Here is an 11,726-nt window from a genome sequence, read left to right as displayed (position 1 = left end):
AAAGACATGACAAAAACCAAAAAACTCGACATGGAGTTGCCTAAAGAAGGACGTTTTATCAGTTCTGAATTCCCAATCTTGCGCGAAAACTTGACGAAAATTGATCAAGCAATTTCTGATGTTGAGGAAAAGCTAGACGAAAAAGCCCCTTCAAAACACACGCACACAATAAGTGATGTCACAGATCTTGAAGCAGCTCTTAAGGCCAAGATGGCAGCAGATAAAACATTCACCTTTGCTGATTTAAGCGATATCGAGGGGGCAAAAGATGCAGCAAATAATTATGTTCTCTATAAATCAAGCAATAATAACTTCACCTTTGGCAGTGCTGTCTCCCTGTTAGGAACGCATCAACATAAAACCGAAGATATCGTGGGGCTTGATGATTTTAGGGCCAAGATCAATGAAGATCTCACAGCCTATGGGCGTCTCAAACAAGCCAATGAATGGCAAAATTACAACAAGTTTAACAGCAAAGTCACCATGAGTGGTGGCTTAGAGCTTTTGGGCAACGCATTATTGAACCTTACCCATAATGGTGAAGTGGTTACCAGTTTAAGCACAAATGGAAGCTTGCTTAAAGGACCTTTAAAAGTCGATGGAGATCTTGTTTATACGAAATCAGAAATAGATATTCTCAAGCAGGAAATTAAAAAAATCAAAAAAGATTTGATTAATAAACTCATTATTGCCGATGCTGAATTGCTCTATACACAGGATGGAAAAATTCAATGGCCCGATTGGGTAACGGATAAAACCAAAGTAGAAATCCAAGTATGGGGGGGTGGCGGTAGTGGGGGTGGTGCGGATACACCAGGATTAGGCGGCGGTGGCGGCGGTGGCGGTTGTAGCGTGTGGTATGGCTACAAAGCGAGTTTAAATGGACATGAGGATATCGTGATTGGTAAAGGAGGCGCTTGTGTTGCAAAGCGCTACGCAACAGGTAATTCTGGAGGAACCACAACTGTTGGAAAGAATTTTATTACCGCCACAGGAGGACATGGTGGTGGGTGTGCTTATTACGATAACTCTCGCGAAAGATTTGTTGGTGGTACTGCTTACTACTGTTCAGGCTCTGGTGGCGCTGGAGGTACAGGTGGAAAATTTGGCTTAGCAACAGATGATCTCCTAGGACTTGCCAAAGGCGGAAATGGTTATGCTGGAACAAGTGGAATTACGAGTAAAACAAGTGGTAATGGAGGTGATGCTGGGGGCGATACATCAAGAGGTGGCTCTGGAGGAATAGGACAAGGTTCCTATAGTTCAGGAAAGGCAGGTCGTGGTTTTGGTGGTGGCGGTGCCGGTGCTCACTCTGATTATTCTCCCAGCGGTGCAGGAGCTGATGGAGCTGTCCTTATAAGATTATGGAAAGATTAAATACAAAACCAAAAATAGCGCAAGTCAAATGGATAGCTATTCTATAAGCGAGCTTGTATGATTTTCTTTCTTTAAAACCATTTTTGACTGACAGTGTCAGGCTTATGAGAGAGTGTAGATGATTTTATGGTCTCTTCATTAATTTGGAGAGCAAGATGACAATAGAATTTAAACTTCGTATTCACTTTATTAAGAATGGCAAGGGATCTAAGTTTTTAGCAATATTTGATCAGACAGCCGTTGGTATGGTTGTAAAATCCTTGATGTTAACGTGCAAATTTATCCCCTCCATGCACCTATTCTTCTCTTTACGCATGGGGTGGAGAAAAGAAAAACAAGTCTAAGCTATTAGGCTTTCCAATGGGATATTAATGTTTTTTCCATTTTAGCACTTACAATGTAAGCTGTTTGTTGACATTAACAGTATTCTACGCTATATAAAAGAATGATTAAAACGTTTAAAAGCAAAACATTGGCGGAATTATTCAAAACGGGAAATTCATCCAAGATTGATAAGAAACTTGTAAAACGTATCATGGTTCGTCTTGATCGTTTAGATATTTCTGAAAGACCAGAAGATATGAATCTTCCAGGATTCAACTTTCATTCTTTGATTGGATATTCACCCACTCGTTACACCGTCCACGTTAACGGACCATGGTGTATTACCTTTGAATTTGACGCATGTAATGCTTACCGTGTTGATCTTGAACAATATCACTAAGGATACAGTTATGAATGACATTCCTGCACAAAGAGATAAAAACCGTTGTCCTACTCATCCGGGAGAAGTTTTAGCAGAGATTATTCCTGAAACAGGCAAAACAAAATCAGAAATTGCGCAGATGCTTGGTATATCACGCCAACATCTCTACGATATTCTGAACGCAAAAAAGCCTGTTTCTCCTGCTGTTTCGGCTTGTCTTGGCAAAATGTTTGGTGATGGAGCTGCTATATGGTTACGTATGCAAGCCAATTATGATGCTTGGCATGCGGAACGTGAAACAAATGTTAGCAAAGTTCCAACACTTCACGCTGTTTGACTTTGTGACTCAATCTCTAGAGACGATGTTTTATGAAATACTAGATAAATAATGACATCCCCTGCTTTAAGCATGTTCGTCACTATTCAAAATGTCATCTAAACCACGATCTAAATCGTCTAATATATTTTGCGATGCATCTGCATAAACAAAAGATTGTACACGAGAACGCGCTTTTATTAATTCATGATATAAATCAACAGGAAGCATAATGATTTTTTCACGCCCTCGCTTTGTTAAAGCTACAGGTGTAGACATAGCCTCGTCTAAAATATCGCCTGCCCCGCGGTTTACATCTGTAAAACTATATTTTTTCATAGGCACATCCTATCTTTAATGCATAATACATATTATACGTATAATGTGTATTATGTAAAGATATTTTACGGCATTAACCACCTCCCCGCCTAAAAGACGAGGAGATAAATCGTGTTTTTAAATTAAGCTACTTTTGCAACAGGGCTTACTAAAACTCGTTTGGCTTCTTCAACAAGCGTTTTATAGTGTTTGCTCTCTTCTGCTAATGTAAAGGCTTTAACAAGATGCATGTGAAGCGGTCCATAAATATAAACAGCTTTTTCAGTAGGTCCCATTTCATCCCAGTTGCTTGGAAAATCAAAGCGTGTATCACGGTCATTATCAATTAACTGGTTTTTTAAATCATAGAAAGCTTTAACGAGTGCTTTTTTGAATGCACGCACCGTATCATTGTTACGCATATAGGTCATGAGTAGAGTGGCTTGTGGTTCATTGAGGATAGCAACTTCTCTCTTTTGACCGCCTTTACCGTCTCTTTTACTCACTCGCATTTCAAATGCGAGTGAACCAAAATCCTTATGTTTTGCTGTTTTAAAGGGTGCGATTTCAAATCCAACCCTCATTTTTCCCATTCATTTTCATTCACCCCTCATTTAAAGGAGCATAAAGTATGGCAACAGGTTTTCTACACGGTGTTGAAGTCGTTGAGGTCGACGACGGTACACGCCCCCTTCGCGCGGTTCAATCCGCAGTTATCGGGATTGTTGGCACGGCGCCCGATGCTGATGAACAAGCCTTTCCTCTTAACACACCGGTTTTGGTTACCGGTTCTCTTTCACAAGCCGCTAAACTGGATAAAACAGGCAAGCGTCAAGGCACCCTACCCAATGCACTTGACCTGATTTTCAAACAAGTGGGTGCTATTGTTGTCGTCGTACGTGTGAACGAAGGTGATAATGAAAGCGCGACACTTACCAATATTCTAGGCGGTGTGAACGCAAATGGCGCTTATGAAGGTGTCCATGCTTTAATTGGCGCACAATCAATTCTTGGACAAACACCACGCATTCTTATTGCCCCAGGTTTTACACACAAACGCCCTATAAGTCTTAGCAAGATTGATGTAACGAACCAAGGCAGTGGTTACACACAAGCAAGCGTTAAAATCGAAGGCGGTGCACAAGCAGAAGCAATTCTTAGCGATGGAAAAGTGACTTCTGTTGTCATTAAGGACAGTGGCTTTGATTATCAAACCGCCCCAAATGTGACGATTGAAGGAGATGGCACTGGTGCGACAGCTAAAGCCGAGATCAGTACAACCTCTAATCCTGTAGCGGCAGAACTCATTGGCATTGCTGAACGCCTACGCGCTATTGTGGTGCTTGATGCACCAAACACAACAGACGAAGCAGCACTCAGCACAGCAAAGGATTTTGATTCAAAGCGCGCCATCATAGTTGACCCTTTTGTAAAGGTAAATCATGATGGAAAAATTGTAGAACAGCCAGCAAGTGCAGCAGTTGCAGGTGTCATTGCTAAAACTGATTTTACACACGGTTTTTGGCATTCTCCTTCAAACAAAGTGATCAATGGCATTGTTGGAATTGCGCGCCCCATTGATTTTTCCATTGGTGATAGATCAAGCCGCGCCAACCTTCTTAATGAACAAAACATCACAAGCATTATTCGTGAAAATGGTTATCGTCTTTGGGGTAATCGCACCCTTTCAAGCGATACAAAGTTTGCTTTCTTATCGGTGGTGAGAACCGCAGATATGATCAATGACGCCATTTTGCGCGGGCATCTATGGGCTGTCGACCGCAATATCAAAAAAACCTACATGAGTGACGTGAGTGAAAGCGTTAATGCCTATTTGCGTGATCTAAAAGCGCAAGGCGCCATTCTTGGGGGGCATTGTACTCCTGATCCAGAATTGAATACAGCAAGCGCTATTGAAAGCGGCAAAGTCTATTTCAATGTCGAATTCACACCAACAACACCAGCAGAACACATCACTTTCCGTTCACGCATTGTGAATGATTACTTAGAGGAGATCTTTTAATGACTGTACCAGTTTTACCAAGGGTTCTAAAATATTTTAACATTTTTGTCGACGGCATTCCCTATCAAGCAAAATGTGAAAGCGTAACACTACCAAATTTGAGTTTGGTCGTTGAAAGTTATCGTGGCGGAGGCATGGATAGCTCCATTGAGGTTGATCTTGGTCTTGAAACCCTCATCCTTACCATGACCATTTCTGATTGCTCTCCAGAGTTGATGTCCCTGTTGGGACGCTCTGATGTTGACATCTCATTGAGAAGTTCAATGCAAGCCCAAGGCACACCGGCAGAAGGTGTGGTCATTACTATGAGAGGGTTATGCAAAGGCTTTGAAATGGCAGAATGGCAACCGGGCAGCAAAGCAACATCAACAGCGACCTTCACATTGCAGTATTTCAAATATGTCCAGAAAGATATGGAAATTGTTGAGATAGATGTCCTTAACTTGGTGAGAAAATTCAATGGCGTTAATCAATTAGCAGAACATAAAAACTTTTTAGGAATGTAAGAATGACAGTACAAACAAGAATTACACATAAATTACTTATACCTGTTACATTTGAAGGAAAAGAACACACGACAATCACCTTACGGCGCCCCAAAACAAAAGATGTGCAAGCAATCGATAAGAAGGAAGGCGTTGAACAAACAATTGCTATGGTTTCGCGCCTTTCGGAATGGCCCCATGAGGCTGTTGGTGAACTCGATATTGATGACTTATCAAGCATTGGGGAGATTTTGGAGTCTTTTATCAAGCGGCGGGACACCTCGACTGGGAAACCGCCGCAAAACTCATAGCCGATATTGCCATTGTTTTTCATTGGTCCCTTTCAGAGATGATGGAAATGGAACCGCAAGAGTTAATATTCTGGCGAAAACAAGCCGCAGAAAGATATAAGACAAAATGAGTAAAACAACCAAAGTTGCCGATGCAAAGGTAAAATTGTCTCTTGAAGATAAACTCACCGCACCTCTCAAACGTGTACAAGAGCGTTTTCAGAAATTGTCGCATAGCTTGAGTATTCCGCGCTTTTCTGCTGCGGTAAAAAATATGACGGCAAGCCTTCATGGTGTTCAAAGTGCTCTTGGCACGGCAGCAAGCCGTGCTTCAGTCTTTACTGGTGCTTTAGGGCTTGCTGGTGGTGGTCTTGTAGCAAGTTTGACCGCCGTCACCATGAAAACCATGCATTTAGGAGATAGTCTTCACCATGCCTCTCGACATTTAGGCATGAGTGTCGCAGCGCTTCAATTATGGGGGGATGCAGCGGATAATTCAGGATATTCTGCCGAACTCTTTCAACAATCCTTAGCAACTTTAAATAGACGGTCTGCGCAAGCTTTTGCTGGGCAAAAAAGAGGCATTATGGGCTTTGAAGCGCTTGGTATTTCTGTCAAAAACGCCTCGGGAAAACTCAAATCAAACTCTGTCTTGTTGGAAGAAATTACCGACAAGATGAGTAAGATGAAAAATCAAGCGCAAAGACAACACATTGCTGCTCTGCTTTTTGGTGGAGATGGCAAGGAAATGGCAGCCATGCTTGCGCAAGGCATGGCGCCCATCAAAGAACTCTTTGCAAAGGCTAGGAAAGGAAAATGGCTGATAGGTGCTGATGTTGCACGTTATGCAGCAGATTTAAGTGATAAGCTTGGTGCCTTTAAGAAAAAAATAGGGGGCATTACCAGTTTTATTGGTGCACGTTTCATGCCCGTCATCAATGATATGATTGACGCTTTTTCAAAATTGATTGATGAAAACCGTGATCTCATTCAAACAACCGTTGCTGGATGGGCTAAAACCTTAAAAAAAGTCCTGAAGGATTTGTTTAATCCTACCTCTGATTTAAGAAGAGGCATTAGCGACCTCACGGAGAGAATTAAAAGCTGGTTTCGCTGGATGGAGCCATTGATTGGGGAAATAACCCTCTTTAAGGTGGGGATTGTAGCACTTGGTTCGTTTATTTTTGGTCCACTCATTGCCGCATTAACTGCTGCTGGAGCAGCGTTTGTCACACTGGGCTATACTATCATGACCACACCTATTGGGTGGCTCATTGGCGGTATTGCAGCACTTGTTGGAGCTGGATATCTGCTCTACAAAAATTGGGATACGGTAGTAAGCTTCATAAGCAACTTGTGGAATTCTTTTGCCAACTTATGCAGTAACATTTTCAGTAACCTCTTTACACTCTTTAAAAACTTTTCACCGCTCTCTTGGATTGCAAAAAAAATCAATGCATTAATTGATTGGCTGTTTGGGGTCAATCTCATGGAAGCAGGAGCCAATCTGATTAACGGGCTTTGGGAGGGGATCAAAAGCCAGTGGCAAGCCCTGTCCGAATGGTTTAGCGGCATGATAAGCACATTAACCAGTTGGATGCCCAATTGGGTGAAAGAAAAGTTAGGCTTTAATGTCTCGATCAACAAAACTTCAACCCAAACGATTAAAACCTTTACCGAGGAAACCAATGCACGCGCAAAAAGAATGGTTGATACAGCCGTTGTATCCAATCCCCCCTCTGGAAAAGGCAAGAGCGGTTTCAATACAGGAGCAGTCGAAACAAGATATATGGAGGCTCCAAATGCAAAAGTGGCTGCCTTTAAAGCTCCAAAGCCCATTACGGTTCATAAACCCGTTGAAGTAGACGCCCGTGTCACCATTACAAATCTCAATATTTCCGTACCAAATGGTCTCAAGGACGAAATCAGAGACGCTGTCAATCAAGCACTTGAACGCTATGCAAAACAGCAACGTTTAGCCATAGCCTCTAGCCTTTCGGATTAAACATCATGATGCTAGCTTTAGGCGGTTTTATTTTTTCCATTGAAACAGCAGCTTATCAAACACTCGATATGTCTTATGGTGTTCCATGGGTAGAGCAAGGGCGATTGGGGCGAAAGGCGGCTCTTCAATTGCCAGCTGTTGCAAATGCGGAATTTTCTTTAGCGGGCGTGATTTATCCAGATTTTAAAGGCGGTCACAGGCAGATCGAATATTTGCGGCAAATGGCACATGAGGGACCTCACATCCTTGTAACGGGTCAAGGCAGGATTTTAGGCAAATTTGTCATTCTTTCCGTGGAGGAAAAGCAAAGTGTTTTTCAATATAATGGCACCCCTAAAAAACAAGAATTTACGATAAAATTGAGAGAATATGGGGAAGACCAATGAGTGATCTTTACAGAACCAAAGAGGGCGATATGGTGGATGCCATTTGCTGGAGATATTATGCCAAAGGTCAACAAGCACTTGCTGTTGAACGCGTCTATGCAGCGAATTTGGGGCTTGCAGACTATGGACCCATTTTAAAAGCAGGTATCACAATTGTTTTGCCTTCTTTGCCTTATCCTAAAGCTACACCAGTAATCAGACTTTGGGGCAGCAAGAAATGAAACCTTTTTGCACGATTCTGGCAAATGGAAAAGACATCACCAAAACGCTCATGGACTATGTTTTATCGATTGAAATTACTGATGAGGCAGAAGACAAAAGCGACCGTATCACCATAGAACTTGATGACCGTGCACGTGACAGTGATAATGGCTTTTTAGACATTCCTCTTATCGGAACAGTCATTTCCATAACACTTGGCTATGAAGGCGGCAAAAACCGCGATATGGGAGCCTATTTGATTGATGAAATCTCTGTGAGCAGCCCACCACAAAGCTTAAACGTTACAGGGCGCGCCGCGTCAATGAATACATCCTACCGAACACCTAAAAGCCAATCCTATCACCAGCAAACCCTTGGCAGTATTGTTCAAGAGATAGCAGAGCGTAATGGCTATACCCCCAAAGTTGATCCTGCTCTTGCAAAAATTGTTGTGCGTCACATTGATCAAACTGCTGAAAGCGATATGGCTTTTGCCACACGTCTTGCAGGAGAATATGATGCGGTGGCAAAGCCTGTTGATGGCAACCTTGTACTTGCCAAACGGGGGGAAGGCAAAGCCATTACCGGCGAAACACTCCCCATTGTTGTAATCCATGAAAAACATTGTACCTCTTGGGATTTTAAATACAGCGCACGGGATGAAGCAGGTGCGGCAAATGGCTTAGAAACGGATGTGGGGGACGACCAAAAAGCCGCAGCTAATGCACGAGCACCAGAAGAAATGGATGATGATGAAAACTTTATCCATATGGATGACAGTGACAGAGCACCATCATCATCTGAAACGGAAAAAGCAGAAACAACACCTGAGAAAGAAGAAGACAAAGAGAAAAAAGGTGGTGTTCTTGCAACCTATTATGATGTACGCAGTAGTGAAAAAAAAGAAGTTAAAGTTGGTAAACCGCCGTTTCATGAACTCAAATACACTTATCACAATCAGGCAGAAGCTGTTGCGGCCATTGCCGCTTATCGCAATAAGTCATCACGCGGTAAATCTTCTTTCTCATGTGATATTGGTGGTGATCCCTTTGTGCAAGCAGAAGCAAAGCTTGTTCAGGAACCACCTTTCCGACCTTATATTCCAGCAGAATGGCGCATCAAAAGCGTCAAGCACAAACTTGATAAAACGAGCGGTTACACCACAAAAATAGAGTGCGAACTTTTTGATAAAGCGCAAGAAGATGCAGCTGGAAACGTTGCAAACACAACACCAGACAAAGATGATACCCTTGATCCAAACGCTCCACCCGATGCATTATACAATGAAGGCGATGACGTTATTCATATGGACGAGGAGGATACATGATAGGTTATAAACCAGATTTAGAGCTCCCATTAAAAAGGTTGCTTAAGTAAAAAGCCCCCTTCCCCGTCTTTAAAAGTGGGAAGCAGGTCAAGATGCTTCTTCTAAAGCTGCCTGTTCCTTACAATTATTTTGGATAGGCGCTAAGCTAATCTGTAAATTTAAAGCACTCAAAACGCTGAGAAAAGTAGAAAGCCGTGGATCGCCTTTATCACTTAAAGAACGATAGAGAGACTCGCGATTTAAACCTGTTTCTTGAGAAACAGCTGTCATTCCTTGTTTACGCGCAATAATGCCTAATACATGTGCAATATAGCCACTATTTTTAGTTTCTAAAGCATCTTGCAATAAGATCTTAAAGTCTTCAGGCGTTTTAAAATATTCACTTACATCAAATTTAGTAATTTCCATCTTTTATTTCCTTTACTAATTGAAGGGCTTTTTCGATATCTTTCTGTTGTGTGGATTTATCACCAGCATTTAACAGTAAAATGATTTGTTTTCCTTGTTTTACAAAATAAATCCTATAGCCTGGTCCATGATTTATTTTTAACTCACCGATACCACGGAAATATTTCACGTCCCCTAGAAGTCCATATTCAAGGCGGAAAATACGTGCAGCAATTTTCTTTTGCACTTGTTTATCTTTTAATGAGTCTAACCACTCTGTAAAATATAGTGTTTTTTTGACAATAAACATTTGTAGCTTATATGCTACAAAATTGATAATGTCAAAGACATTATTGTGTTCCAATGAAAAAGCTACATGAGTTTTAACAAGCCATCCTTTCGAATGGAAAAGGAGTTAATTTTTAGTCTGTCAGTCATCCCCGCCTTGTGTGGGGATTTTTTTATGGAGAAGCATATGCGAAAAATATCATCAGAAGGGCTAGCTCTTATCAAGCAATGGGAAGGCTTGCGTTTAAATGCCTACAAAGATGCTATTGGTGTGTGGACAATAGGTTATGGACATACAAACAGTGCTGGAAAGCCTTTTATTTACGAAGGCATGACAATCACTGAAAAGCAAGCAGAAGAACTTCTTCGCCAAGATTTGCAACAATTTGAAAATACTATTGAACGCGCGGTTACAGTTTCATTAACGAATGAACAATTCGCGGCGTTAGTGTCCTTTTGTTATAATGTAGGAACAACAGCCTTTTGTAACTCGACACTGTTAAAGAAGCTCAATCAAGGTGAATATGAAGCAGTCCCCTTCGAATTACAAAAATGGACCAAAGCAGGCGGTAAGTGTCTTGAAGGTCTTGCACACCGGCGTGCAGCAGAAGCAGGGCTATGGGCGAAAGGGGCTTATGTTTCTTCTAATTATCAAACAGTAGAAACAAAAGCACCAACAGGGGTTTTCAAAGCAGAAGCTCTTACACCGATTATTGGTTCTTTCTCAGGTCTTGGCGGTTTGTTAGCAGGCAACGGCCCCATCCAATGGGCTTTGGCAACCATTATGGTTTTAGCTGCATGTGCTGGTATTTTCTTTGTTGCTAAACGCTTTCAGGAGCACCGTCTATGATCTTATGGATAAAAAGAAATCTGATGCTAACAGGTGCGGTTTTAGCCGCTTTTTTTATTGCATTAGCAAGAGCCTTTACCCTTGGAAAAAAGGTTGAACAGAAAAAGCAAACAGAAAAGGCTTTAAAAGCAGCAACAACACGACTGGAGGTGGAAAATGAAATTAATCAAAAAAGTGATGCTGATGTGCGTGCTGCTCTCTCTGACTGGTTGCGCGACAAATAAATATGTTTCTTCTTGTGTTGGCTGGTTGCCAATTTATTTAAAACAGCAAGATCTGAACACCATCAGTTCAAACTTAGCAAGAGAGATCTTAAAGCACAATAAACAAGGTGAACACGTGTGTGGGTGGAAACATGGCTAGAAAAAGAACAAAAGACGATACAGAACTTACAGAAGCAGAAAAAGAAATCCTTCAGGAAATCATCATGACCTACAAAAGTGTAAAAGTGATGTCACGTTATACGAAATGGATTGTATTCATTATACTCTTATTAGCGCTTGATTTTTCACGTATTATGGATGCGTTTGTAAGTATTTTTACACAAAAACCAAATATCCGACTCTAAACATACTCTGAGACGCGCGAAGTTCTTTAGAAAATGGATTCTTAAATTTGCTCGTCTCATGGAGGTGATAGAGAATGCCTTCGCCCATTTAAAACAGTGGATTTCAAAGAATTAAAAATTTGTTCTATAATAATAACAAATTGTTAATATACGTGCGTTTAATAGGTATATTTCGTAATATTATCGGCTAAAAAGGTGG

20 protein-coding genes are annotated in these 11,726 nt (G+C 41.5%); 16 read left to right on the top strand and 4 right to left on the bottom strand.

Annotated features, from left to right (window positions below):
- Positions 1-6: 6 nt before the first annotated feature.
- The 4 genes from LBE40_RS02985 to LBE40_RS02970 all read left to right on the top strand — a co-directional run bounded on the left by LBE40_RS02985 (position 7) and on the right by LBE40_RS02970 (position 2,420).
- Complete coding sequence (locus tag LBE40_RS02985; protein WP_004858814.1) at positions 7-1,377, top strand: Bgr_08870 family protein; 1,371 nt, start codon at positions 7-9, stop codon at positions 1,375-1,377.
- 155 nt (positions 1,378-1,532) lie between these two features.
- Complete coding sequence (locus LBE40_RS02980) at positions 1,533-1,721, top strand: hypothetical protein (protein WP_004858816.1); 189 nt, start codon at positions 1,533-1,535, stop codon at positions 1,719-1,721.
- A gap of 101 nt (positions 1,722-1,822) precedes the next feature.
- Entirely contained in the window at positions 1,823-2,101 is a 279-nt protein-coding gene (locus tag LBE40_RS02975) for a type II toxin-antitoxin system RelE/ParE family toxin (RefSeq protein WP_004858818.1), read from the top strand.
- A 10-nt stretch (positions 2,102-2,111) separates the two neighbouring features.
- Positions 2,112-2,420 (top strand): HigA family addiction module antitoxin, encoded by a 309-nt coding sequence (locus tag LBE40_RS02970; RefSeq protein ID WP_004856867.1) that lies wholly within the window; start codon positions 2,112-2,114, stop codon positions 2,418-2,420.
- Between the two features lie 66 nt (positions 2,421-2,486).
- Here LBE40_RS02970 and LBE40_RS02965 read toward each other — a convergent pair whose 3' ends face one another.
- Together LBE40_RS02965 and LBE40_RS02960 are read right to left on the bottom strand one after the other, a co-directional pair.
- Positions 2,487-2,738 carry a type II toxin-antitoxin system prevent-host-death family antitoxin gene (locus LBE40_RS02965; RefSeq protein WP_004858821.1) on the bottom strand — a complete coding sequence of 84 codons (252 nt, stop codon included), beginning with the start codon at positions 2,736-2,738 and terminating at the stop codon, positions 2,487-2,489.
- Between the two features lie 122 nt (positions 2,739-2,860).
- Complete coding sequence (locus tag LBE40_RS02960) at positions 2,861-3,310, bottom strand: Rha family transcriptional regulator (protein WP_004858823.1); 450 nt, start codon at positions 3,308-3,310, stop codon at positions 2,861-2,863.
- A gap of 38 nt (positions 3,311-3,348) precedes the next feature.
- Here LBE40_RS02960 and LBE40_RS02955 point away from each other — a divergent pair, with 38 nt between their 5' ends.
- From LBE40_RS02955 to LBE40_RS02920, 8 genes are read left to right on the top strand one after another with little or no spacing between them, the layout of a single operon-like run.
- On the top strand, positions 3,349-4,740 hold the full coding sequence (locus tag LBE40_RS02955; protein ID WP_004858824.1) for a phage tail sheath subtilisin-like domain-containing protein: 1,392 nt from the start codon (positions 3,349-3,351) through the stop codon (positions 4,738-4,740).
- Entirely contained in the window at positions 4,740-5,246 is a 507-nt protein-coding gene (locus LBE40_RS02950) for a phage major tail tube protein (protein WP_004858827.1), read from the top strand. Before LBE40_RS02955 ends, LBE40_RS02950 begins: the two co-directional genes overlap by 1 nt.
- Before the next feature lie 2 nt (positions 5,247-5,248).
- The gene (locus LBE40_RS02945; RefSeq protein WP_004858829.1) at positions 5,249-5,536 is read left to right on the top strand and encodes a phage tail assembly protein; all 288 of its coding nucleotides are present in this window, start codon (positions 5,249-5,251) and stop codon (positions 5,534-5,536) included.
- 38 nt (positions 5,537-5,574) lie between these two features.
- A complete protein-coding gene (locus tag LBE40_RS02940; protein WP_081485993.1) occupies positions 5,575-5,646 on the top strand; it encodes a GpE family phage tail protein in 72 nt (23 codons plus the stop codon).
- On the top strand, positions 5,643-7,520 hold the full coding sequence (locus tag LBE40_RS02935; protein ID WP_004858831.1) for a phage tail tape measure protein: 1,878 nt from the start codon (positions 5,643-5,645) through the stop codon (positions 7,518-7,520). The genes LBE40_RS02940 and LBE40_RS02935 overlap by 4 nt, the downstream gene beginning before the upstream one ends.
- 5 nt (positions 7,521-7,525) lie before the next feature.
- Positions 7,526-7,906: a phage tail protein gene (locus LBE40_RS02930; protein ID WP_004858833.1), complete on the top strand. Its 381-nt coding sequence runs from the start codon at positions 7,526-7,528 to the stop codon at positions 7,904-7,906.
- Entirely contained in the window at positions 7,903-8,127 is a 225-nt protein-coding gene (locus tag LBE40_RS02925; protein WP_004858835.1) for a tail protein X, read from the top strand. The genes LBE40_RS02930 and LBE40_RS02925 overlap by 4 nt, the downstream gene beginning before the upstream one ends.
- A complete protein-coding gene (locus LBE40_RS02920; RefSeq protein ID WP_252615225.1) occupies positions 8,124-9,434 on the top strand; it encodes a contractile injection system protein, VgrG/Pvc8 family in 1,311 nt (436 codons plus the stop codon). The genes LBE40_RS02925 and LBE40_RS02920 overlap by 4 nt, the downstream gene beginning before the upstream one ends.
- Before the next feature lie 87 nt (positions 9,435-9,521).
- Here the strand turns inward: LBE40_RS02920 and LBE40_RS02915 are convergent, their stop codons facing one another.
- Together LBE40_RS02915 and LBE40_RS02910 are read right to left on the bottom strand one after the other, a co-directional pair.
- Positions 9,522-9,842 (bottom strand): addiction module antidote protein, encoded by a 321-nt coding sequence (locus LBE40_RS02915; RefSeq protein WP_252615224.1) that lies wholly within the window; start codon positions 9,840-9,842, stop codon positions 9,522-9,524.
- Positions 9,829-10,131: a type II toxin-antitoxin system RelE/ParE family toxin gene (locus tag LBE40_RS02910; protein WP_252615223.1), complete on the bottom strand. Its 303-nt coding sequence runs from the start codon at positions 10,129-10,131 to the stop codon at positions 9,829-9,831. The genes LBE40_RS02915 and LBE40_RS02910 overlap by 14 nt, the downstream gene beginning before the upstream one ends.
- 165 nt (positions 10,132-10,296) lie before the next feature.
- On the opposite strand from LBE40_RS02910, the gene LBE40_RS02905 reads away from it, so the two are divergent.
- From LBE40_RS02905 to LBE40_RS02890, 4 genes are read left to right on the top strand one after another with little or no spacing between them, the layout of a single operon-like run.
- The gene (locus LBE40_RS02905) at positions 10,297-10,959 is read left to right on the top strand and encodes a lysozyme (RefSeq protein ID WP_252615222.1); all 663 of its coding nucleotides are present in this window, start codon (positions 10,297-10,299) and stop codon (positions 10,957-10,959) included.
- Complete coding sequence (locus LBE40_RS02900) at positions 10,956-11,183, top strand: hypothetical protein (protein ID WP_208433294.1); 228 nt, start codon at positions 10,956-10,958, stop codon at positions 11,181-11,183. The genes LBE40_RS02905 and LBE40_RS02900 overlap by 4 nt, the downstream gene beginning before the upstream one ends.
- Entirely contained in the window at positions 11,116-11,322 is a 207-nt protein-coding gene (locus tag LBE40_RS02895) for a hypothetical protein (RefSeq protein ID WP_081485990.1), read from the top strand. Before LBE40_RS02900 ends, LBE40_RS02895 begins: the two co-directional genes overlap by 68 nt.
- Complete coding sequence (locus LBE40_RS02890; RefSeq protein WP_004858851.1) at positions 11,315-11,527, top strand: hypothetical protein; 213 nt, start codon at positions 11,315-11,317, stop codon at positions 11,525-11,527. The genes LBE40_RS02895 and LBE40_RS02890 overlap by 8 nt, the downstream gene beginning before the upstream one ends.
- Positions 11,528-11,726: the final 199 nt, after the last annotated feature.

It is taken from the genome of Bartonella taylorii (genome assembly GCF_023920105.1).
Lineage (GTDB): Bacteria > Pseudomonadota > Alphaproteobacteria > Rhizobiales > Rhizobiaceae > Bartonella > Bartonella taylorii.
The sequence above is the reverse complement of the archived record's forward strand: the minus strand, read 5'-3'. Positions and strand labels throughout refer to the sequence as shown.